This is a genomic window from Nocardia aobensis NBRC 100429, assembly GCF_000308375.1.
GTDB lineage: Bacteria > Actinomycetota > Actinomycetes > Mycobacteriales > Mycobacteriaceae > Nocardia > Nocardia aobensis.
Genome location: NZ_BAFQ01000102.1, coordinates 1 through 24,030, shown reverse-complemented (window position 1 = coordinate 24,030; position 24,030 = coordinate 1). Strand labels below are relative to the sequence as shown.

The following is a 24,030-nucleotide window of genomic DNA, read 5'->3' as shown; positions in this document are numbered from 1 at the left end:
GGGGGAGGAGTCCCGGTTAGATTGGTGCGGTGCCGATCACCGTACTCGTCGTCGACGACCAGGAACTCATGCGCGCCGGACTGAAGATGGTGCTGGGCGCGCACCCGGACGTCGACGTGGTCGCCGAGGCCGACAACGGCGCGACCGCCGTGCGCCTGGCCGGTGAACTGGCCCCCGACGTGGTGCTGATGGATGTGCGGATGCCCGTGGTCGACGGCGTCGCCGCGACCGCCCAGATCCTCGAATCGGGTTGCGGCAGCCGGGTTCTGGTGATGACCACCTTCGACCTCGACGAACACGCGCTCGGCGCGCTGCGCGCCGGAGCCAGTGGCTTCCTGCTCAAGGACACCCCGCCCGAGGATCTGATCTCCGCGATCCGCAGCGTCGCGGCCGGCGACGCCGTGGTCTCGCCGAAGGTGACCAAACGGCTGCTGAACCGGTTGATCGCCGCCGACCCCGCCCGCGTGCGCGACCCGTCGGTGCTCGACGTGCTCACCGCGCGCGAACGCGAGGTGCTCGAACAGATCGCCGCCGGGCGCTCCAACGCCGAGATCGCCGCCGAGCTGTATCTGTCGGAGGCCACGGTGAAGACGCACGTCGGCCGGGTGCTGACCAAGCTGGGATTGCGCGACCGGGTGCAGGCGGTCGTGCTGGCCTATGAAACCGGGCTGGTCACACCGGGTACCTGACCCAGGTCTGGGGCGATATGCCCGGATCGGGAGAAAATCGGAGCCGTCGCGCGTTGGGCAGGGTAGATCGTGGAAAGGATCGCCGATGCCCGCCCTGTTGTTCGCCCTCTATCTCGTTGTCGAGATCGCGGCGCTGGTCGTGGTCGGCCACCTCATCGGTGCCGTGCCGACCATTCTGCTGCTCATCGCCGGATCCGCGCTCGGGCTGATCCTGGTGCGTTCTCAGGGCCGCCGGGTCTTCCAGCAGTTCCGCCGGGCCAGGCGCGGCGAAATCGCCCCGAGTACCGCCGTCGCCGACGGCGCGCTGGTCGGGGTGGGCGCGCTGCTGATGTTCGTTCCCGGTCTGGTCACCTCGGTGTTCGGACTGCTGCTGCTCCTGCCCACCCGCGCACTGCTGCGACCGCTGGTCTCGGCCGCGGCGCTGCGGCGCATCGATCGGCTGACCATGGCCACCGGATATCGCGGCGTGGTGGTGGAACCCTCCGGTGAGGTCGTCGACGGCGTGGTCGTCGAGCAGTACTACGACGACGGTCAGGGCCCCGCGCGGCGCATGATCGAGCCCCGCTGACCGACCCGCACTGATCGCATGCCGCCGGCCGTGCGGCACACTGGTCACCCGTGAGTACCCAGTTGCTGGTCGGCGGCCGAATCTACAGTTCCAGTTCCCCCGATGCGACCGCGATGGCGGTCACCGACGGCACCGTGGTCTGGCTGGGCGCCGAACGTCCCGGCCGCGCCCTGCATCCCGACGCCGAAATCATCGATCTGGACGGCGCTTTCGTCGCCCCGGCCTTCGTCGATCCGCACGTGCACGTCACCGCGCTGGGCCTGCAACTGACGGGTCTGGATCTGTCCCAGGCGAATTCGCTCGCCCAGTGCCTGGATCTGGTGCGCGAGTACGCCGCCACGCATTCCGGAACGATCATCGGCGACGGCTGGGACGAGACCCGCTGGCCCGAGGGACGCCCGCCCACGGTCGAGGAGATCGACGCCGCGGCCGGGCCCGGCCGCGCGGTCTATCTGTCCCGTGTGGACGCCCATTCCGCCGTCGCCTCGACCGCGCTGCTCGACGCGGTGGCCGCCGTTCGCGCGGCCGCCGGATACACCGCCGGCGTACCGCTTCGCGCCGACGCGCATCACCTCGTCCGCGAGGCCGCTCTCGACGGTCTCGACGGCGCTCAGCGCGACCGGGCCCGGGCCACCGCACTCGATTACGCGGCCGCGCACGGTGTGGTCGCCGTTCACGAATGCGCGGGCCCGCGGATCTCCGGACGCACCGATGTGCGCGAATTGCTGGAATTCGAGCACGGTGTGCAGGTGCGGGCGTATTGGGGCGAGGCCGTCACCTCCGCCGAGGAGGCGCGGGCGCTGGTCGGCGAACTCGGCGTGCACGGGCTCGCCGGGGACCTGTTCGTCGACGGCTCGTTCGGCTCCCACACCGCCTGGCTGCGCGAACCGTATGCCGACCGCGACACCACCGGCGTCTCCTACCTCGACGCCGCGGCGATCGCCGCCCACGTCCGGGCCTGCACCGAGGCGGGAATCCAGGCCGGATTCCACGCCATCGGCGACGCCGCCGTCGACGCGGTGGTCGAGGGCTTCGCCCGCGTCGCCGGCGAACTCGGCGCACCGGCGGTGGCCACCCGCGGCCACCGCCTCGAACACGCCGAACTGCTCGATGCCGCCCAGATCGCGAAACTGGCCGAATTCGGTGTGATCGCCAGTGTGCAACCGGGATTCGACGCCGCCTGGGGTGGCGCCGAGGGAATGTACGCCAGCCGGCTGGGCGCCGAACGCGCCGCGGCCACCAACCCGTTCGCGGCGATGGCCGCCGCCGGCATCTCCCTGGCCATCAGCTCCGACGCCCCGGTGACGGCGCTGAACCCGTGGGAGGCCGTCCGCGCGGCCGCGAACCACCGCACCCCGGGACACCACATCTCCCCGCGCGCGGCCTTCGCCGCCGCCACCCGTGGCGCGTGGCGAGCAGGCGGCGTGCGCGACGGCATCGCCGGCACGCTGGTGCCCGGCGCTCCGGCCGACTATGCGATATGGGACACAACGGAATTGGTGGTCGCCGCCGCCTCGGACACGGTGCAACGCTGGTCCACCGATCCGCGCTCCCGCGTGCCCGGCCTGCCGTCCTTGGACGCGGGCGCCGAACTCCCGCGTTGCCTGCGCACCGTCCGTGACGGAGTGACCATCTACGCCGCGTGATGCCGGCAGTACCCGTCGGCGGGCATCACGCGACGGGGTGTCGTGGTCTCGGCCCGGAGCCCGGCACGGGCCGGTGCGTGGTATCCCAGTAGGCTGGCGCGGTGCTGGGCGTGACGTGGCGGGTGTGGGGAAGGATCGGGGCCGCTGTCGTCGCCGGGCTGTTGGTCTTCGCGAGTTTTCCGCCCCGCACCTGCTGGTATCTCGCGCCGATCGGCATCGCGATCCTGACCCTGGTCGTGCGCGATGCGACGAGGTTGCGCGGCGGATTCGGCTACGGACTGCTGGCGGGGCTCGCGTTCTTCCTGCCGCTGCTGCCGTGGACCGGCATCTACGTCGGCCCGGTGCCGTGGCTGGCGCTCTCGGCCGCGTGCGCGATCTATGTCGGGCTGTTCGGGCTGCTGTCGCGGCTGGTGGGCGCCCTGCCGGGCTGGCCGGTGTGGGTGGCCTTGATGTGGACGCTCACCGAATGGGGACGCTCCAGCTTTCCGTTCGGCGGATTCCCGTGGGGCCGGCTCGCTTTCGGGCAGGCCGACGGCTGGTATCTGCCGCTGGCCTGGCTCGGCGGTGCGCCGGTGGTGAGCTTCGCGGTCGCCCTGACCGGAACCGTCCTGGCGGCCCTGCTGCTTAGGTTGCGTCCCCGGGCAACCGCACGTCGTACCGTCGTAATTATCACTCTCGCAACGGTTGTGGCTATTATCCCGATTACCGGAGTGATCCTCCGGACCGCGCTGCCCGCCCCGGACGACGGAGACCGGTCGATCACGGTCGCCGCTATCCAGGGCAGCGTGCCGCGGCTGGGCCTGGACTTCAACGCCCAGCGCCGCGCCGTGCTGGACAATCACATTCGCCGTACCGAGGAACTGGCCCGCGCGGTCGCCGCCGGCACCGCCGCTCAGCCGGATGTGGTGATCTGGCCGGAGAATTCCTCCGATATCGACCCGCTGCGCAATTCCGACGCCTACGACGAGATCACCGCGGCCTCCCGCGACATCCACGCCCCGATCCTGGTGGGCGCCGTCCTCGTCAACGACGACCGCACCACCACCAATTCGGTGATCGTGTGGGACGCCGACGGGCCGGGAGAGCGCCACGACAAGAAGATCATCCAGCCCTTCGGCGAATATCTGCCCTACCGCGGCTTCTTCCGCCACTTCTCCAGCTACGCCGACCGCGCCGGCTACTTCGTGCCCGGCCACGGAGACGGTGTCGTGCACGCCCGGCCGGCGAGCGGTGGCCCGATGGTCGCGATCGGCGTGGCGACCTGCTACGAGGTCGCCTTCGACCGGGCTTTCGAGGATTCGCTGCGCGCCGGTGCGCAACTGCTGACCGTTCCCACCAACAACGCCACCTTCGGCGACAGCGATATGACCTATCAGCAGCTGGCCATGTCGCGGGTGCGGGCCGTCGAACACGGCCGGGCACTGGTGGTCGCCGCGACCACCGGGGTGAGTGCCGTCGTCACCGCCGACGGGGTGGTGCGGCAGCACACCGGAAAATTCGTGCCCGCCGCACTCGAGGCGACGCTGCCGTTGCGCAGCGACACGACACCCGCGACCGCGATGGGTCCCCTCCCGGAACGCATGTTGTGTATTCTTGCTGCGGCCGTCGCCCTGGTCGCGGCTATCCGGCGGCGAACGATGCGCTCGGCGCATCGGACCGATGAGGACGTCACCGGCGACCCGGCATTCGACTGACGGCCGCCGCAGTTCTCCCGGACAATCACACATCGCGGGTACCCGCGAATCGAAATTTCTCACACTCCGTCGATTCCGGGCCGCCCATCCGCATTCGCCGCTCGGTTGCACATCCGGTTACCGTGTGCTGCCGATCTTGTCCTCGACGGGCGATCAGCACTGAACGGCTGCGGTTTGCGGTGAAATAGCTATCCAATTGCTTCATCTGCCTGTGGCGTTCGAGGCCGAAGATCACGACATCGTTACCAGTCCGGCCGCAACGGGGCTCCGAATCATAGGGCGTGGATCACGTCCTCCCGCTGGCGCGCGCTTTTCCGCCCGCGGATGGGGACCGGGGAGTTGCGTATACAGCGGCAGAACGGAGTGATGAATGAGTTCATTGGCCACCGATCGTGTCGACCAATGTGCTTCCGGCGAATTCTCAGCACAACCCTTCGCTCTGTCACCGGCGCAAACCGCCCTGTGGTACGCGCAGCGGATTCGACCCGATGTGCCACTGACCATCGCTCAGTATGTGGAAATTCACGGTGATCTCGACGTGGGCCGGCTGCTCTACTCGATCGAGCGGTTCGGCGCGGAAACCCAGGTGGGGCAGTTGCGCGTCGTGGAGATCGACGGTGTGCCGCAGCAGGTGGTGGATTCGGCGCATCGGCCCGGCTGGGCTCGGATCGATCTGCGCAAGGAGCCCGATCCCCGCGCGGCGGCGCTGCGGTGGATGAACGAGCACGCCAGCAGCCCGATCGATATCGAACACGAGCCGCTGACCATCAACGTCGTCCTGCGCGTCGGTGACCAGGACTACATCTGGTATTGCCGCGCCCACCACATCGTCATCGACGGCTACGGCGCCATGAACGCGCTCACCCGCACCGCCGAGATCTACACCGCGCTGGAGAACCACACCGAGCCCTCGGTCTCGCGGGCCACCCCGCTGGCGGAGATCTACGCGGGGGAGTCGCGGTATCGGGAGTCGAGCCGCTTTCGCGCCGATCAGGAGTACTGGCGTGAGCAGCTCGTGGGGGTGGGCGAGCCGCTGACACTGTCGTCGTCGGGGATCGCCTCGTCCATGCCCGATCCGGGCCGGCGCATCGCGGCGGCCGTGCTCGACGCCGACACCGAGACCGAACTCACCACTGCCGCCACCACATTCGACTCGCAGAATTCGGCGCTGGTGGTCGCGGCGCTGGCGGGGTACGTGCGCGCGGTGACCGGCACATCCGATGTGGTGCTGAGCCTGCCGATGTCCGCGCGGACCACGGTCGCGCTGCGCCGTTCCGCGGGCGTCGTGTCCAACGTGGTGCCGATCCGGGTGCGATTCGACGCCGGCACCACGGTCGCCGATGTCGTCAAGGCGACCGAACTGCAGATCACCGGCGCCCTGCGGCACCAGCGCTACCGCCACGACGACATCAGACGTGACTGCGGCTATTCGCGCGATGCCCGCGGCTTCTTCGGGCCGATGGTCAACATCATGCTGTTCCACAGCGAACTGAACTTCGGCAGCTTCGTCGGCTCGCTCAACGTGCTGTCCACCGGCCCGGTCGAGGATCTGTCGATCAACCTCTACAACGGCGAGGGCGGGCGCATCCACGTCGATTTCGAGGCCAATCCGCAGCTCTACGGCGCGGCCGAGCTGACCCGCCACCACGAGCGGTTCCTCGCCTACCTGAACCGCTTCCTCACCGCCGATCCGGCCGAGCCGATCGCGGCGGTACCGGTGATCACCGAGGCCGAACGCGACGAGGTGCTGCGGCAGTGGAATGCGACCGCGGTGCCGGAGCAGCCGGGCACGCTCGCCGATCGTTTCGGTGCCCAGGCGCGGGCCACGCCGAACGCGATCGCACTCGAATACGACGGCGACACACTGACTTACGAACAGCTACGCCGGCGCGCGGACCGGCTGGCGCGCATGCTGATCGCCCGCGGCGCCGGACCCGACACGGTCGTGGGCCTGGCCATGCGGCGCAGTCTCGACCTGGTGGTCGGCATGTACGCGATCGTGCGCGCGGGGGCGGCCTATCTGCCGATCGACCCCGATCATCCGGCCGAGCGCACCGCGCACATCCTCGAACAGGCCGCGCCGCTGTGCGTGCTGACCGCGGCCCGGGACGAGGTCGACCTCCCCGTCGACGTCGCGGTGATCGACGTACAACAGCTCGACCCGGCCGATTCCGGCGCCGAACCACCGATCACCGACGCCGACCGGCGCGCACCGCTGCGCCGCGACCACCTGGCATACGTGATCTTCACCTCCGGCTCGACCGGTAAGCCCAAGGGCGTCGGCATCACCCACGCCGCCATTGTGAACCGCCTGGCGTGGATGCAGCACCGCTATCCGCTCGACGACAGCGACACCGTCCTGCAGAAGACCCCCGCGACCTTCGACGTGTCGGTGTGGGAGTTCTTCTGGCCGTTGCAGATCGGCGCGCGGCTGGTGATCGCCGCACCGGACGGCCACCGCGATCCGGCCTATCTCGCGCGCGTCATCGCCGAAAAGGGTGTGACCACAGCCCATTTCGTGCCGTCGATGCTGTCGGTGTTCGTCACCGACACCGATGTGCGCGACTGCGACGGCCTGCGCCGGGTGTTCTGCAGCGGTGAGGCGCTGCCCGCGGCGACCGTGCGCGATTTCCACGCCGCCGTTCCCGGCGCGCGGCGGGCCGGATCCCCGGCATCGGACGGTGGGGCGCAGCTGCACAACCTGTACGGCCCCACCGAGGCGGCCGTCGACGTCACCTACTGGGCGTGCGCGCCGGAGAACGACGTCGTCCCGATCGGCGCGCCGGTCTGGAACACCCAGGTCTACGTCCTCGACGAGACCCTACGGCCGGTCGCGCCCGGTGTGATCGGCGAACTGTATCTGGCCGGCGTGCAGCTGGCCCGCGGCTACCTGGGCCGCCCCGGCCTGACCGCCGACCGCTTCGTCGCCAATCCGTTCACGCCCGGCGAGCGCATGTATCGCACGGGCGATCTGGTGCGCTGGCGGATGGATCCGATTCCGCCGGCGACCGGCGCCGACCAGCTGCCCGCGGTCCTGGAATACTTGGGACGCAGTGACTTTCAGGTCAAGATCCGCGGCCAGCGCATCGAACTCGGTGAGGTCGAGGCGGCGCTGCTGGCCGACGAGCGGATCGCCCGCGCGGTCTGCGTCGCCCACACCACCCCGGCCGGTGACGAGCTGGTCGGCTATGTGGTCGCCGCGCCGGGGCGCAACGTCGACAGCGTCGCGCTGATCGCCGAGCTGCGCGGTGTGCTGCCCGGGTACATGGTGCCCACCGTGGTCGTCGTGCTCGACGAACTGCCGTTGAGCGCCAACGGAAAAATCGACCGCAAGGCCCTGCCGGCACCGGAGGCGCCCGCGCGCCGCGGCGGCGACAGCATCGTCGAGCCCCGCACGGCCACCGAACGTCAGCTGGCCGCCCTGGTCACCGAGGTCCTCGGCTGCGAGAGTCTGGGTGTCGAGGACAGCTTCTTCGACCTCGGCGGCAATTCCCTGTCCGCCGCACGGGCCGTGGCGCGGATCAACGCCGCCTTCGGCTCCGGGCTGACCATCCGGGATCTGTTCGAATCGCCGACGGTCGCCCAGCTCGCCGAGCGGATCGGCGCGCACGGCGTCGACCGGTCCTCCCCGAAACTGGTGGCAGGCCCACGGCCGCAACACATTCCGCTCTCGCTCGCGCAGCAGCGGCTGTGGATTCTCAACCGTTTCGCCGAACACGCCGGCGCCTACAACATGCCGCTGGCCGTCGAGCTGACCGGACCGCTCGAGGTCGAGGTGCTGCGCGCCGCACTGCTCGACGTGCTCGAACGGCACGAGAGCCTGCGCACCACCTTTCCCGATTCGCCGACCGGCCCGGTCCAGGTGATCCACCCGGCCGACGACATCCCGCTGAACCTCGAGCCGATCGACGCCACCGGTGCCGACGCGCTGGCGCTGGCCACCGAATACGCCGGATACGGCTTCGATCTGCGCAGCCAGGCGCCGATCCGGGTGGCGCTGTACGCCACCGGGCCCGACGAACACGTCTTCCTCGTCGTCCTGCACCACATCTGCGGTGACGGCTGGTCGGTGGCGCCGCTGGCTCGCGATCTGATGGGTGCGGTCGCCGCGCGCACCACCGGACAGGCCCCGCACTGGGCGCCGCTGCCGGTGCAGTACGCCGACTTCGCGCTTTGGCAGCGTGAACTGCTGGGCGACGAGACCGATCCCACCAGCGCGCTGGCGCGGCAGCTGGCCTACTGGCGCACAGCCCTGGCCGAACTGCCCGATCAGCTGGACCTGCCGCTGGATCGCCCGCGCCCGCGTCAGCGCGACACCGCCGGTGGCCGAGTCGAATTCACGATTCCGGCCGAAACCCGGCGCGCGGTGGCCGAGGTGGCCGCCGAACGCGGCGTCAGCACGTTCATGATCATGCACGCCGCCCTGGCGAGCCTGCTCTCGCGTCTGTGCAACACCACCGATATCGCCATCGGCACCCCGATCGCCGGGCGCTCCGATCCGGCGCTCGACGATCTGGTCGGCATGTTCGTCAACACCCTGGTGCTGCGCACCGAGGTCGACCCCGCCACCGGGTTCGACCGCATGCTCGATCGCGTCCGCGAAACCGATCTCGATGCCTTCGCCAATGCCGATGTGCCGTTCGAGCGGCTGGTCGAGGTCGTCAACCCGTCCCGTGACGCCGGCCGCCACCCGCTGTTCCAGGTGATGTTGTCCTACGAGAACTCGCCCGAACTGCGGGTCGACCTGCCCGGTCTCAGTGCCCGGGTGCTGCCGATGGATGTCGGCGTCGCGAAATTCGATCTGCAACTCATCGTCCACGACAGCGATGCCGCCGATGCCGAGGACGGCCCGCTGTGCGCCGAATTCGGTTACGCCGCCGATGTTTTCGACCATGCCACGGTGCAGGCGGTGGCCCGGCGTTTCGTCCGGCTGCTCGACGCCGCGGTCGTCGCGCCGGAGACCGCGGTCGGTGATCTGCCGATACTCGACGCCCGCGAAATCGGCAATCTGGTGCCGATCGCCGGTGCGCCGGGCGTGCCGCCGCTGAGCCTGGCGCGGCTGCTGCACGAGACCGCGGAGCGGGTCCCGGATCTGGTCGCGGTCCGATACCTGGGCCGCGACACCACCTACCGGGAGATCGACGAGGCCTCCAACCGGCTGGCCCGGGTGCTGATCGAACACGGCGCCGGACCGGAGGTGGTGGTCGCGATCGCGCTGCCGCGCAGCCTGGCCTCGATCACCGCGATCTGGGCGGTCGCCAAGACCGGCGCGGCGTATGTGCCGGTCGACCCCGGCTATCCCGCCGAACGCATCGAGCACATGCTCAGCGATTCCGGTGCGATGCTCGGTCTGACCGACGCCCGCAGTCACGCCGACCTGCCGGAACGGCCGATGCACCGCGGCCGGCACCGCAAACAGGGCGCCGACTGGCTGCTGCTGGATTCCCCCGTCCTCACCCATGCCCTGGCGCGGGTCTCGTCCGCGCCGGTCACCGACCGGGATCGTCTTCTGCCGCTGCGCATTTCGCATCCGGCGTATCTGATCTACACCTCCGGTTCGACGGGCAAACCCAAGGCGGTGGTGGTCACCCACGGCGGTATCGCCTCGCTGGCGCACGAGCAGATGCATCTGTTCAAAGTCAACGATATGGCGCGCACGCTGCACTTCTCCTCGCCCTCGTTCGACGCCTCGGTGCTCGAATTGCTGCTGGGCTTCGCCGCGGGTGCCACCATCGTGGTCGCGCCGGCCGGACTGTACGGCGGCGCCGAACTCGCGCGGCTGCTGCGCGACGAGCGGATCACCCACGCGTTCATCACCCCGGCCGCGCTGGCGACCGTATCGCCGGACGGCCTCGACGATCTCGAGGCCGTCATCGTCGGCGGTGACGCGTGCCCCGAGGATCTGGTCCGCACCTGGACCGCCGGACGTCGCATGCACAACATGTACGGGCCGTCCGAGGCGACCGTCGCCGCCACCGCCAGCGACCCGATGGTCGCGGGCCGCCCCGTCCCGATCGGCAAGCCGGTGCGCGGCATGCGGCTGTTCATCCTGGACCACCGGCTGCATCCGGTGCCGCCCGGCGTCGCGGGGGAGTTGTACATCTCCGGACCCGGACTGGCCCGCGGCTACCTCGGCCGCCACGGCCTGACCTCGACCCGGTTCCCGGCGAATCCGCACGGGCGCCGCGGCGAGCGCATGTACCGCACCGGCGATCTCGTGATGACCGACGGGCACGGCGTGCTGCACTTCCTCGGCCGCGCCGACGATCAGGTGAAGATTCGCGGTTTCCGCATCGAACTGCGCGAAATCGACCATGTGCTGCGCGCGCATCCAGGTGTGCGGTTCGCGATGACCGTCGTGCACACCGGGGAGCACGGGGCCGCGCGGCTGGCCTCGTACCTGGCCGCCGACGCCGGCGCCGACATCGACCCGGCCGAGGTGCGCGAGACCGCGCGCCGCCACCTGCCGGCCTATATGGTGCCCGCCGCGATCACGGTGCTGGACCGGGTACCGGTGACTCCGGCCGGCAAGGTCGACCGCAAGGCGCTGCCCGCGCCGGTCTTCACCTCCGCCGGGCCGACCCGCGCACCGGAATCGGAGCTCGAGAAGCGGGTCGCGCAGATCTTCGCGACGGTGCTCGGCCATGCCGTACCGGGCGCCGAGGACAGCTTCTTCGACGCCGGCGGCAACTCGCTGCTCGCGACGCGGCTCACCGCCGCGCTGCACGCCGAATTCGGTGTCGAACTGCCGGTCCGGGCCGTCTTCGAAACGCCCACCGTGGCGGGGGTCGCGGCGCATCTGGAACACGCACCGCGCACGAACCGGGTGGCGCTGACACAGTACGATCCGCGCCCCGCCCGGATTCCGCTGTCGCTGCCGCAGCAGCGCATGTGGTTCCTGAACCGCTACGCACCCGAATCCAGCGCCTACAACATCGCTTTCGCGTTGCGCATCGACGGTGACCCGGATCTGCCCGCGCTGCGTGCCGCATTGGCCGATCTGGTCGATCGGCACGAGGTGCTGCGCACGATCTTCCCCGAGGATCAGGCCGGTCCGTATCAGCTGGTTCTCGACTCCGACCGGTGCCTGCCGGTGCTGGAACCCGTGGTGACCGACGAACGTGGCGCTCAGCCGGCGCTGCGCGACCTGGCCCGGCGCGGATTCGACCTCACCCGGGAGATCCCGTTGCGAATGACGGTGCTGCGCACCGGAATCCGCACCTACCAGCTGGGCGTCGTGGTGCACCACATCGCCGCGGACGGCTGGTCGCTGGGACCGCTCACCACCGATCTGATGGTCGCCTACACCGCGCGCCGCGACGGCGCGGCCCCGGCGTGGGCGCCGCTGCCGGTGCAGTACGCCGATTTCAGTCTGTGGCAACGCGAATGCCTCGGTGACGAATCCGATCCGGCCAGCGCCGCGGCGGTGCAGCTGGGGTTCTGGCGCGACACCCTCGCCGGCCTGCCGGAGGAACTGCCGCTGCCCTACGACCGGCCGCGTCCGGTCGAGCCGACCAACCGTGCGGGCACCGTCCGGATCCGGATGCCGGAGGACCTGCGCGAGCGGCTCGACGAGCTGGCCCGCGCGCAGGGTGTGAGCATGTTCATGGTGCTGCGCTCGGCGCTGGCGGTGGTGCTGCGCATCGTCACCGGCGGCCGCGACATCGTCATCGGCACGCCGGTGGCCGGGCGCGCCGACACCCGCCTCGACGATCTCGTCGGTATGTTCGTCAACACCCTGATGCTGCGCTCGGACGTCGATCCCGACCAGTCCTTCGCCGATCAGCTGCGCGCCGACCGCGACGGTGAACTCTCCGCCATGTCACATGCGGAGCTGCCGTTCGAGCGCATCGTCGAGGAACTCGGCCGCGACAACGGCGGACTCCGGCCGTTGCTGCAGGTCGCGCTCACCGTGCAGGACACCACACCGCCGGCCCTCGAACTGCCGGGGCTGCGGTTGCGGGCCGAGGAGCTCGACATCGCGGTGGCCAAGTTCGATCTCGAACTGCGGGCGCCCGTCGATGCCGGTGACCTCGAAATGATCTACGCCGCAGAGCTTTTCGACGAGGACACGGTGTGCACGCTGGCCGAGCGCCTGCTGCTGGTGCTGGAGTCGGTGAGCGCTGACGCCCACGTCCGGGTGCGCGACATCGATGCGCGCACCGAAATCGAACGCACGCACTTCACCCCGCGCCGCGGCCCGGCCGCCACCCCGCAGTGCAGCCTGGCGAATTACTTCACCGCCACCGCTCACCTGCATCCGCACCGCACCGCGATCCGCAGTGGCGACGACGAGCTCAGCTACGCCGAGCTGGAACGCTGCTCGAATCGGATCGCACGCGCCCTGATCGCCCGCGGCGTCGGCAGCGGCGACCGGGTGGCCGTCGGGCTGACCCGGTCGATCGAATCGGTGGCCGCCGCCCTGGCCGTCACCAAAGCCGGTGCGGCGTTCGTGCCCGTCGATCCGAACTATCCGGCCGACCGCGTCCGGCATATGCTCACCGACTCCGGTTGTGCGCTGGGCATTTCCGTGACCGCCCACAGGGACCGGCTGCGCCGCGCCACCGAGGGCAACGGCGCGGCGCCGGGCACCGAGTGGCTGCTGCTCGATGACGCGGCGCTGCGCTCCGAGCTGGACGCGCAGGACGAGCGCACGATCACCGACGCCGAACGGCGGCGCACGGTGTGGACGACCGACCTGGCCTACCTGATCTACACCTCCGGTTCGACCGGAAAGCCCAAGGGCGTGGCCGTCACGCACGCCGGGCTGTCCAATTTCGCCGACGAGATCCGCGACCGGATGCGCGTCGACCGCGACGCCCGCACCCTGCACTTCGCGAGCCCGAGTTTCGATGCGGCCGTGCTGGATCTGCTGCTGGCGATCGGCGCGGGCGCCACCATGGTGATCTGCCCGCCCGATATCTACGGCGGCGACGAACTGGCCGCGCTGATGGATCGCGAATGCATCAGCCACACCTTCATGACCCCGGCCGCCCTGGCCACCATCGACCATCGGCGCTGGCCGCTGCCACACCTGCGCGCGATCATGGTCGGCGGCGAGGCGCTCGGCACCGATCTGATCGGGCGGTGGGCGCCGGGCCGGTTGCTGTTCAACGGGTACGGCCCGACCGAGACGACCATCGTGGTCACGATCGCCGGACCGATCGCGGTCGGTGACCAGGTGACCATCGGCTCGCTGGTGCGCGGTGTGCATGCCGTGGTGCTCGACGAGCGGCTGCGGCCTGTCCCGGTCGGCGTGCCCGGCGAGTTGTATCTCGGCGGCCAGTCCGTCGCGCGCGGCTACTTCGACCGGCCCGGTCTGAGCGCGGGGCGATTCGTCGCCGACCCGTACGGGCCCGCCGGCGCGCGGATGTATCGCACCGGCGATGTGGTGCGCTGGCGCGCCGACGGCGAGATCGTTTATCTCAGCCGCAGCGACCACCAGGTGAAACTGCGCGGTTTCCGTATCGAGCTCGGCGAGATCACCGAGGTGCTGGCCGCGCACCCGGCGTTGCGCTTCGCCCACACCGAGGTGCGCGAGATCGCCGGTACCCCGCGGATCGTGTCCTACGTCCAGCCCGCCGAGCCCGGCGCCGCCATCGACGTCGAGGCGCTGCGGACCCATGTGGCCGCGCATCTGCCGGCGCATATGGTGCCCGGCAGCGTGACCGTGCTGGACCGGATTCCGCTGACACCGACCGGCAAACTCGACCGCGACGCGCTGCCGGAACCGCAGCAGATCACCACCGCGGCGCGGGAACCGGGCACCGACACCGAACGCCTGGTCGCGCAGGTGATGGCCGATCTGATCGGCGCCGAATCCGTCGGCGCGGACGACAATTTCTTCGAGATCGGCGGAAACTCGCTGCTGGCAACGCAATTGGTGGCCCGGCTGAGCGACGCCACCGGGGTGCGAGTGCAGGTGCGTTCGGTCTTCGGCGCCCCGACCGTGGCCGAGCTCGCCGCCCTGCTCGACGGCGGCACGGGCGACGGCGACCACGGCCCCGCCCTGACCCGGCGCGAGCGCCCGGCCCGGGTGCCGCTGTCCGCGGCGCAGCGGCGGTTGTGGTTCCTCAACCGGTTCAACGCCTCCTCGGCCGAGGACCTGTCCGGCGTCTACAACGTGCCGGTCGCCCTGCGGATGCGTGGCGCGCTGGACGTGGCGGCGCTGCGCGCGGCGCTGCACGCGGTGCAGCGGCGGCACGAAACACTGCGCACGGTCTTCCCGGAAGTCGAGGGCGAGCCGTACCAGCGGGTGCTGGCACCCGGCGAGGCCGCGGTGGCGCTGCCGGTCGTCGATGTCGACGAGGGTGAAATCACCGGCACCGTACGGACTTTCGCGGCCGCCGGATTCGATCTCGCGTCGACCGCACCGCTGCGCGCGCAGCTGCTGCGGATCGCCGCCGACGATCACGTTCTGGTGCTGGTCGTCCATCACATCGCCATGGACGGCTGGTCGCTGGAACCGCTGGCCGCCGATATCGCGGAGGCGTACCGGTCGTATGCGGCCGGGTCGGTGCCGCAATGGACCGAACTTCCCGTCCAGTACGCCGATTACACGCTGTGGCTGCAGGACACGCTGGGCGCGGAGGACGATCCGCAATCGCCGATGAGCCGTCAGCTCGACTACTGGCGCGAGGCGCTGGACGGCATTCCCGAACTGCTGCCGCTGCCCACCGACCGGCGTCGTCCGGCGACGCCGAGCTACCGCGGCGGCACGGTGGATTGTGTGCTCGACGCCGACACCCACCGCGAACTGCAGGTCGTCGCCGCCCGCCACGGCGTCACCATGTTCATGGTCCTGCACGCCGCGCTGGCCTCGCTGCTGCACCGGATCAGCACAGAGCACGACATCACCGTCGGCACGCCGATCGCCGGACGCGGGCAGCAGGCCCTCGACCCGATGGTCGGCATGTTCGTCGGCACCCTGGTCCTGCGCACGCCGGTGAGCGGCGCGCAGACCTTCGCCGATCTGCTGCGCGCCGTCCGCGACACCGACCTCGAGGCCTTCGCGCATGCGGACGTGCCGTTCGAGCGGCTGGTCGAGGTGCTCAATCCGGCGCGCTCGCAGGCGCATCACCCGATGTTCCAGGTCATGCTCTCGGTGCGGAATCAGCCGGTGCGCAGCCTGGAACTGCCGGAGCTGACGATCGAGGCGTGCGACGCCGATCCGGGGATCGCGAAATTCGATCTGCAGTTCACCCTCACCGAATCGTGGACCGAGCAGCGGGAACCGGCCGGGATCACGGTCTCGGTGAATTTCGCCCGCGACCTGTTCGACGACACCAGTGCCGCCCGCCTGGGCGCGCGTTTCGCCCGCTTGCTGGGGGCCGCGGCCGCGAATCCCGAACTGCCGGTGGGTGATCTGGAACTGCTCGACCCCATCGAATGGTCGACGCTGGCGCCGGTGCGGGGTGCGCTCGCCGGCCGGCCGAGGACACTGCCCGAGGTCTTCGCCGCCGCGGTGGCCGTCGATCCGCGGGCGATCGCCCTGCGCACCGAGGACGCCGAGATCAGCTACGGTGCGCTGGACCGGTGGACCAACCGGCTGGCCCGGGTGCTGATCTCGCTCGGTGTCGGACCGGAAATGCTGGTGGCCCTGGGCATTCCGCGATCGATGGAATCGGTGGCGGTGACGCTGGCGGTGGCCAAGACGGGTGCGGCGTTCGTGCCGGTCGACCCGAACTACCCCGAACACCGCATCGCCCACATGCTCACCGATTCCGGTGCCACCCTGGGCATTACGCTCGACGCCCACCGCGATCGGATGCCCGCGGGCGCCGAATGGGCCGTCCTGGACGCACCGGCCCTGCAGGAGCGCGTGCTGCGCGCCTCCGATGCGCCGATCGCGCCGCAGGAGCGGCGGGGCCGGCTGCGCATCGAGAACCCGGCCTACGTCATCTACACCTCCGGTTCGACCGGCACCCCGAAGGGGGTGGTGGTCACCCACGGCGGTCTGTCGAACTTCGCCGCCGAAACCGCCGAACGGTTCGATGTGCGACCGGACAGCCGGGTGCTGCACTTCGCCACCCCGAGTTTCGACGCGGCCATGCTCGATCTGCTGTTCGCCCTGGGCGGGGCGGCGACGCTGGTCATCGCCCCGACCGGGGTGTACGGCGGTCCGGATCTGGCGCGGTTGCTGGCCGAGGAGGACATCACCCACGCGTTCATCACCACCGCCGCGCTCGGCACGGTGGATCCGGCCGGGCTCGACTCGTTCCGGCACGTGCTCGTCGGCGGCGAGGCGCTGCCGCCGGAGCTGGTGGCGCGGTGGGCGCCCGGTCGCAACCTGCACAACGTGTACGGACCGACCGAGACGACCATCGTGACCCTGATGGCCCCGCCGATCGCGCCGGGTGCGCCGATCACCATCGGCGAACCGATCCGCGGCGTGCACGCGGTGGTGCTGGATTCGCGGCTGCATCCGACCCCGGCCGGCGTGGTCGGTGAGCTGTATCTGTCGGGTCCGGCGCTGGCGCGTGGTTACCACAATCGCACCGGGCTCAGTGCCCAGCGGTTCGTGGCCAATCCGTTCGGCAAGCCCGGCGAACGCATGTACCGCACCGGCGATCTGGTGCGCTGGGTACAGCGCGGTGGCCGCGCCGAGGTCGAGTACGTGGGCCGCACCGACCATCAGGTCAAGATCCGCGGTTTCCGGATCGAACTGGGCGAGATCGACGCCGCGCTGCACCGCCACGAGCAGGTCGAATGGGCCACCACGATCGGTCACCGGACCGCCGCGGGCGCCACCGCGCTGGTGTCGTATGTGAAGCCGCGCACCGGCACGACTCCGACGGCGGCGCAGTTGCGCACCCACGTGGCCGGTCTGGTGCCGAGTTATATGGTGCCGCAATCGATCATGCTGCTGGAGTCGGTGCCGCTGAGCCCGGTCGGCAAGCTGGATCGCAAGGCGCTGCCCGAACCGGTCTTCGCCGCCGAGCACGGCTACCGCGCGCCGTCGGGCCCGCTGGAGACGGCAGTCTGCGCCGCCTTCGCCGAGGTGCTGGGGGTCGAGAAGGTCGGTGCCGACGACGGGTTCTTCGATCTGGGCGGCAACTCGCTGCTCGCGACGAAGGTGGTGGCGCACATGCGTTCGGCCGGGATCGAGATGCCGGTGCAGCTGATGTTCGCCGAATCCACCCCGGCCGGCATCGCACGGCAGCTGGCGGCCTCCGGCGAGGATGTGCTGGCGGTCGCGATGCAGCCGCTGCTGCCGATCCGGCCCGCCGGCGAGTCCACGCTGGAGCCGCTGTTCTGCGTGCATCCGGCGATCGGCCTGTCGTGGTGCTACGCGGGCCTGCTGGCGCATCTGCCCGGCGACCGCCCGGTCTACGGGTTGCAGGCCCCGCACATCGCCGGTGAGCAGGAGCACGACTCCATCCGGGCGGCCGCGAAAGACTATGTCGCGCATATGCGTTCGGTGCAGCCGGAGGGGCCGTACCATCTGCTGGGCTGGTCGCTGGGTGGTCTGATCGCGCACGAGATCGCGGTCCAGCTGCAGGAGGCGGGCCAGCAGGTGGCGCTGCTGGCGATGATGGACAGCTACCAGCTCGGCGATCGCTGGCTCGACCAGGCGATGCCGGGCGTGGCCGACATCATCGGCGAGTTCGGCAGCGATCTGCTCGGTGGCGACCACGGTGTGGATCCGGGCCTGACCCTGGACGAGGCGGCCGAGCTGCTGCGCAACCGGCCCGGCCCGTTCGCGGCGCTGACCATGGACCATCTGCAGCGGCTCTACACCGGATACGCCAACGGCACGGTGCAGGCGAACGGATTCCGGCCGCGGGTCTTCGACGGTGATCTGCTGTTCTTCACCGCCGCCGACGACGAGATCAACCTCGCCGACCCGCAGCGCTGCGCCGCGGCGTGGGAACCGTTCGTGACGGGTGTGATCGAGGACCGCAAACTGCGCTGCCGGCATTCCGGCATGACGACGCCGGAAGCGCTGGCCGTCATCGGCCCGGTGCTGCGGCAACAACTCGAGGCCGCCGCCGGCGGCGACACGGAGGAGACGCTGTGAGTTTGGCAGTGGAAGTCACCGATCTGGTCAAGACCTACGGCAAGGCCCGGGTGCTCGACGGTATCGATCTGGAGATCCCCTCGGGCACTGTGATGGGTCTGCTGGGTCCCAACGGCGCCGGGAAGACGACGACGGTCCGGATCGTCACCACCCTGTTGAAACCGACCTCCGGCAATGTCCGGGTCGCCGGGGTCGACGTGGTGCATCATCCGGCGCGGGTGCGCACCCGGATCGGGCTGTCGGGGCAGTACGCCGCGGTCGACGAGAACCTGTCCGGCTTCGAGAACCTGCGGATGGTGGCCCGGCTGTACGGGATGGACCACAAGAAGTCCGCCGAGCGAGCGACCGAACTGCTCTCGGCGCTGGGACTGGAACATGCGGCCGGGCGCCGTGCGGGCACCTACTCCGGCGGTATGGCCCGCCGCCTGGACCTGGCGGGTGCGCTGGTGGCGCGGCCCACGGTGGTGGTGCTCGACGAGCCGACCACCGGCCTGGACCCGCGCGGGCGGCTCGACATGTGGAAGGTGATCGGCGATCTGGTCGACGACGGCACCACCGTGCTGCTGACCACCCAGTATCTGGAGGAGGCCGATCAGCTGGCCGACCGGATCACCGTGATCGACAAGGGCAAGGTGATCGCGCGCGGCTCGGCCGACGAACTGAAGACCTCGATCGGCGGCGACCGCCTCACCGTCACCCTCGCCGAGGGGCAGGACCCGGGCCCGGCCAAGTCCGTGCTGAGCGAGGTCGGTCTCGGCGAGCCGATCCACGAACCGGGCGCCGATCACGTCTCGATCGTGGTCGGCGACGGCACCCGCACCATGGTCGAGGCGTTGCGCCGGCTCGACGACGCGGGGGTGTGCGTGGTGGACGCGGAGGTGACCCGGCCGAGTCTCGACGATGTGTTCCTGTCGCTGACCGGTACGCCCGCGGAGCCGATCGAAGAATCCGAAACCGAAGACGTAGCAGAGGAGATCATGTCGTGAGTACCGTCGAAGCGGCGGTCGCCGAATCGGAGCCGGCGGCAGAGCCCACGCAGACAGACGCGGCGGTGACGCGGCCCGACATCGACAAGGACGTCCATACCATCGCGGCGCCGGTCCGGATCTTCCGCGACAGCGCGATCATCGCCTACCGCAATCTGCTCACCATCCTGCGGGTGCCGACGCTGCTGGTCACCGCGACGGTCCAGCCGTTGATGTTCGTGTTCCTGTTCGCCTACATCTTCGGGGCGTCGCTGGGCGGCGGCCAGTACCGCGAATTCCTGCTGGCCGGCATCTTCACCCAGACGGTCGCCTTCAACGCCGCGTTCACCACCGTGGGCCTGGCCAACGACCTGCAGAAGGGCATCATCGACCGGATGCGCACGCTCCCGATGTCGCGGATGGCGGTGCTGATGGGCCGCACCCTGTCCGACACGATGGTCAACGTGGTGGCGCTGGCCGTCATGGTGGCCTGCGGCTATCTGGTCGGCTGGCGGATCAACGGCTCGGTGGCCGATGCGGCGCTGGGGTTCGCGATCATCCTGCTGTTCGCGTTCGCGATGTCGTGGGTGGGTGCGCTGACCGGGCTGATCGCGCCGAATGTCGAGGTCGCCCAGAGCGCCGGACTGATCTGGCTGTTCCCGGTCACGTTCATCTCCTCGGCCTTCATCTCCGCCGAGACCCTGCCGGGCCCGCTGCGCTCGATCGCGGAGTGGAATCCGATCACCGCGGTCTCGGCATCGGGCCGGAAATTGTTCGCCAACAGCTCACCGCCGACCTTCGCCGCCCCGCACGGCTGGCCGGTCGATCACTGTGTGGAATACGCGGTGGCGTGTTCGGTGGCGATTCTGGTCATCGCGGTGCCGCTGGCGTTGCTGCAGTACCGCAAGGTCGCCAGCCACTGACTGTCCCGACAGCGAAAGTCCCCCCGCACGTGCAGTGCGGGGGGACTTTCGCTGTTGCTCGAATTACCGGCCGCGCCGGGTCTTGAGCAGTTCGAGGCGCTCCTGCAGCAGTTCCTCGAGCTCCTCCTTGGAGCGGCGTTCCAGCAGCATGTCCCAGTGGGTGCGCGGGGGCTTGACCTTCTTGGGTTCCTGGGTGGTGCCCTCGATCAGGATGCCCTCCTGACCGTTACGGCACAGCCAGGTCGGCGGGATTTCGGCGTCGTCGGCGAACGGGACGTCGAACTCCTCACCGTTGTCGGTCCGGTACCGCGCCACTCGACGTGGTGCCAGGTCGTGGTCGCGGTCCGTCTCGTAGCTCACCGCTCCGAGCCGGCTACCTCGGAGTACGCGATCTGCCATGGTGTGCGGTCCTCTCTGGCCTGTCGGCAACGTTCTACTGGACTATCAACGCGCCGGCGGCCCGATCGGTTCCCGCGACGGTCAACCGCAGTATTTTACGGTCTCGGCCGGGCCTCGCCGCCTTCGGCCCGGCCGGTAGCGGTGATTCGCCGGTTCCGGCGAGGCCCGGGCGCGGGTGGCGGGCGGGCGGCTAAGGTGTCGGGTCATGTCGCGCCGTGTGCTGTCGTCGTGCCTGTGGTGCGGCCGGGAAATCGCCGATACCGAGATCGGCCGTCGCCGCCGGTATTGCCGGCAATCCTGCCGCCAGCGCGCCTACGAACATCGAAAGGGGCTGGAGGGGACCGGTATACCGGAGGATTCGGTGGTCCTGAGCGCTCAGGAGGCCGCCGACCTCGCCGACCGCTGGTTCGCCGCCCGATGCGCGGCCGAGGATGTCGCCACCGCCGTCGCCGAGGGCGCCGACCCCTCGGAGCTGGCCGAATTGACCGCCAACCTGGTCGCACTCGCCAAGGACGCCGAACGGCTGCGCTGACCGTGCCGCACGACGGCCGCGCCCGCGCCCAGGGTCACCACGCCGAGCCCGACAAATGCGAGCACGCTGGCGCGATCGGGGTGGATCAGCGGCACCGCCCGCAGCGCCTGCCACAACAGCAGCGCCACCAGCCCGGCGTATCCGAGGCCCAGCACACCGATCAACCGGGCGCGCACCCGTTCGTCGAGCCAGGGCCGCCGGCGTGCGAGCCAGGCCGTGATCGCGACTGCCGCGAGCAGGACCTGGATGCCGTGCAGTCCCGCGAAATGCGGAATCCGCAGATCACCGCCGATCGTGCTCCAATGCGTGATCGGCATGTCGCCGACGCCGTCGCGCACGGGGAGGGCGGTATCGGTCACCGTATGCCCGGCCGCCAGCCGCACCGGACGACCCTGCGCGTCCCGCACGGTCTGCTCGCCGGTGAAGCCCATCAGATATCCGAGCGCCATCCCGGCGACCGCGATGGCGAGCCCGGCGTGCACCGCCCGGCTGGTGGGGCGGTCGAGGACGCGCTGGCGGCACAGGATCACCGCGACGACGAGATTCGCCAGGAACAGGCCCGGCACGCCGGAGGCGAACACCATCTGGCCGATCGAATTGACCGCATCGGTTTCGGTGTCGAAGTGGCTGAAGGTGCCGCGAGCGGCCTGCACCACGATGAAACCCACGTCCACGACGCCGGTGACGGCGAAAACGGTTCCCGCCCACCAGGTCACGCGCGCACCGCGATGCGGCACCGACAGCAGCCACGCCAGGGTCAGCGTGTACAGGCAGAAGGCGATCCCGAACTTGCCGGGTTTGAGCCACACCGACTCACCGAGGATGCGGCGATCGTCGAACGGCATGGCGCACAGGCAGCACAGAGCGAGTGCCGCCATCGCCGCCGAGGTGCACAACAGCGGCCGGTGCCATCGGCGGGCGGGGGAGGTGATCGTGGTCATGACGCGAAGGTAGGAGCGGCGATCCCCGTCGCGCGTCCCCCGGGCGTACTGTTCGGCTCTCATACTCCGGTACCGGTACGTGGCGGCGGAAGGCGAGCTCTGTCACGGGTTTTGCCTCCGGCGGTCTGTCGCCGACCTTATCGGCGCGTCGTGGATTGCAATTCCGAGTCGGACCGGAAGCGGTACGGCCACGGGACGGCTGCCGGTAGATAACAGGCGCATCCGCGGTTGCCGACATCCACGCCGATCCCGCGTGAATTCCGCTCGCGGCCTTGGTGTTTCGCTGCGCAGGCCGCGGCGGCCGGGGCGTCGCGCCTCGAGACGAAACCGAAATATGCTCGCTACCAGGCAATTCGGGCATTGTTCGGCGGCGCGGCTTGTCGGACCATCCGAGTAACTTGGCGGTTATCAGCCCCATCGAAAATCTCCGGGGCTTCGTATCAAGGGGGCGGAGGGCCGTGTCGAACATCGACGAGCGTATCCGGATGGCAGTGGAATGGCTGCGCGGCAGTCAGTTACCGCATCTCGACGGGGGTGCGGGGTGGGGCTGGATCCCCGATGTTCCGCCGAATCCGCAGAACACCGCCGAGGTGGTCTGCATCCTGCATCGGGCCGGGTGCGAAATCCCGCGTGCCGCAAAAGTTGCCATGCTGGTGCGGGCAACGGTCGTGCAACGGCCGATCGGCGACGAATGGTACTTCCGGACCCCGATCGACGTCGCGTGGCGGATCCGCGCCCTGCGTTGTCTCGGAATCGCGGAGACCGACCCCGATCTGGCCGGGGCCGTGCGAAATCTGCTGGACCAACAGGATTCCGAAACCGGCGGCTGGCGCATGTCGGGCTTCCTGGGCCCGGTGTCGATCACCGCGACGGCTGCCGCGGTCGAGGCGCTGATCGGTGGCGGGGCCTTCGACGGTGAACGCCACCAAGCCATCTCGCGGGGCATAGCCTATCTGGTGTCGTCGACGTATCAGGAGCCGCGGACGTTGCCGATGTACGCGGCGGCCCACATCGCCGCCGTGCTCGCCCGGCCGGAGATCGTCCGGATCGGTGACAAACGCGCCGAACGCGCGTGCGAGCTGGCGGTCAAGCGACTGCTGACCGGACTGCGCCGGGGTGAGTGGGATATCGAGACCGAGATCTTCCGCCGTGACGATCTCGTCGACACCTGGCGCCATCTCACTCTGCACCTGGCGGTCGGGGCGGTGATCGCGGCCGACAGCCGCACCATCTTCGACCCGGCCGTGCGGGCGGCGATCGTCGCGCTGCTGGATATGCAGGAGATGGACGCACTGGCCATCTACCGGGGCGGTTTCCGCATCTCGGACGAGGGGCCGGTCACCTCGTATGCCACCACGCAGGCGCTGGAGGCACTGCTGCAGGTGCGCCCGGCGATCAACGAGCGGGTGAATCCGGCGAAGGTGTACGACGAGATCTGCCGGGTCGACGGCGCCCATCGCACCGATCCGCAGGCGATCGCCACCCTGGGCGGGCATCGCCTGCTGATGAATTCGACTGCGGGACAGGCGTTGCTGGTACTGGCGGCGTCCGCCGGTGCGACGGTGTTCGCGTTGGCGGTCGGTTTCGACACCGTATTCGGCACGGTCGGCAGCCGCGCGCTGGTGGTGTGGGGCACGGTACTCATCGCGGTGG

Annotated in this window: 10 protein-coding genes; 9 read left to right on the top strand and 1 reads right to left on the bottom strand. The window is 69.9% G+C overall.

Translation table 11 applies throughout. The features are described 5' to 3' along the window. Positions 1 to 29 precede the first annotated feature (29 nt). The 7 genes from RJ03_RS12855 to RJ03_RS12825 all read left to right on the top strand — a co-directional run bounded on the left by RJ03_RS12855 (position 30) and on the right by RJ03_RS12825 (position 20,505). Positions 30 to 689 (top strand): response regulator, encoded by a 660-nt coding sequence (locus RJ03_RS12855; RefSeq protein ID WP_036501594.1) that lies wholly within the window; start codon positions 30 to 32, stop codon positions 687 to 689. A gap of 85 nt (positions 690 to 774) precedes the next feature. Continuing rightward, entirely contained in the window at positions 775 to 1,257 is a 483-nt protein-coding gene (locus RJ03_RS12850; RefSeq protein ID WP_036501592.1) for an FxsA family protein, read from the top strand. 50 nt (positions 1,258 to 1,307) lie between these two features. Next, on the top strand, positions 1,308 to 2,903 hold the full coding sequence (locus RJ03_RS12845) for an amidohydrolase (RefSeq protein WP_036501590.1): 1,596 nt from the start codon (positions 1,308 to 1,310) through the stop codon (positions 2,901 to 2,903). Between the two features lie 104 nt (positions 2,904 to 3,007). Next, on the top strand, positions 3,008 to 4,597 hold the full coding sequence (gene lnt, locus RJ03_RS12840) for an apolipoprotein N-acyltransferase (protein ID WP_083870796.1): 1,590 nt from the start codon (positions 3,008 to 3,010) through the stop codon (positions 4,595 to 4,597). Between the two features lie 370 nt (positions 4,598 to 4,967). Then, positions 4,968 to 18,617 carry a non-ribosomal peptide synthetase gene (locus tag RJ03_RS12835; RefSeq protein WP_083870788.1) on the top strand — a complete coding sequence of 4,550 codons (13,650 nt, stop codon included), beginning with the start codon at positions 4,968 to 4,970 and terminating at the stop codon, positions 18,615 to 18,617. Next, entirely contained in the window at positions 18,614 to 19,603 is a 990-nt protein-coding gene (locus tag RJ03_RS12830; RefSeq protein ID WP_036501587.1) for a daunorubicin resistance protein DrrA family ABC transporter ATP-binding protein, read from the top strand. The genes RJ03_RS12835 and RJ03_RS12830 overlap by 4 nt, the downstream gene beginning before the upstream one ends. 119 nt (positions 19,604 to 19,722) lie before the next feature. Beyond that, on the top strand, positions 19,723 to 20,505 hold the full coding sequence (locus RJ03_RS12825) for an ABC transporter permease (protein WP_036501646.1): 783 nt from the start codon (positions 19,723 to 19,725) through the stop codon (positions 20,503 to 20,505). 63 nt (positions 20,506 to 20,568) lie between these two features. Here the strand turns inward: RJ03_RS12825 and RJ03_RS12820 are convergent, their stop codons facing one another. Next, on the bottom strand, positions 20,569 to 20,904 hold the full coding sequence (locus RJ03_RS12820; protein WP_030517018.1) for an RNA polymerase-binding protein RbpA: 336 nt from the start codon (positions 20,902 to 20,904) through the stop codon (positions 20,569 to 20,571). A 205-nt stretch (positions 20,905 to 21,109) separates the two neighbouring features. Here RJ03_RS12820 and RJ03_RS38365 point away from each other — a divergent pair, with 205 nt between their 5' ends. Next, a complete protein-coding gene (locus RJ03_RS38365) occupies positions 21,110 to 21,436 on the top strand; it encodes a hypothetical protein (RefSeq protein ID WP_223273776.1) in 327 nt (108 codons plus the stop codon). A gap of 1,426 nt (positions 21,437 to 22,862) precedes the next feature. Beyond that, on the top strand, positions 22,863 to 24,030 hold a 1,168-nt coding region (locus RJ03_RS12810), incomplete at its 3' end, for a prenyltransferase/squalene oxidase repeat-containing protein (RefSeq protein ID WP_218000956.1).